The 535-nt window shown below is 47.2% G+C and carries 1 protein-coding gene and 1 pseudogene; one reads left to right on the forward strand and one right to left on the reverse strand.

What is annotated here, in order from left to right:
* A pseudogene (locus tag CIK04_RS24705) lies at positions 1–192 on the reverse strand (hypothetical protein); the annotation flags it as partial.
* A 170-nt stretch (positions 193–362) separates the two neighbouring features.
* On the opposite strand from CIK04_RS24705, the gene CIK04_RS33780 reads away from it, so the two are divergent.
* A complete protein-coding gene (locus CIK04_RS33780) occupies positions 363–491 on the forward strand; it encodes a hypothetical protein (protein ID WP_325205794.1) in 129 nt (42 codons plus the stop codon).
* Positions 492–535: the final 44 nt, after the last annotated feature.

The raw sequence follows: 535 nt of genomic DNA on the forward strand, positions 1-535 counted from the left end.
GGCTTTCAGAAAGCAGATGAGGCTCGCTGGCGATGGCGATCGGCTCAATAATGCTGTTGCCAGTGGTGATCACCTGACGTTMCAGATCTTGATAGCGATTGAAAGAGAAAAACTACTGAGCAACAACCCTATGATCAAGGTTGGCGCTAGGGTGAGCGTAATTACACGTGCTCGTAAGCCATATCTGGTCATGTTATCTAATTACATCAAGGTCTGGATATGGAAATAGGCGCCACTAGTATGTCAGTGACCCAGCCGGATAGTCGCTAAGCATAATCACAACCGCTCACCGGCACAACGATTGCGCAGCAGAATAGTGAAGCGGTAAAACAAATTTGAGTAAATCATTCAGGTAATTGAGCATGGCACGTTTTTTCCAACCGAAAAAGAAACTTCAACCCGAAAGCAAACATCAGCAGGTGTTGGTGGAAAAACTCGACCATCAAGGGGCGGGGATCGCCTATCTCAACAAAAGCCAGCTTTTCTTATGATGGCACTTTGCCAGGGGAAGAGGTGTGACACAGCTTACGGAGAG

This window comes from Vibrio sp. 03_296, from assembly GCF_002265885.1.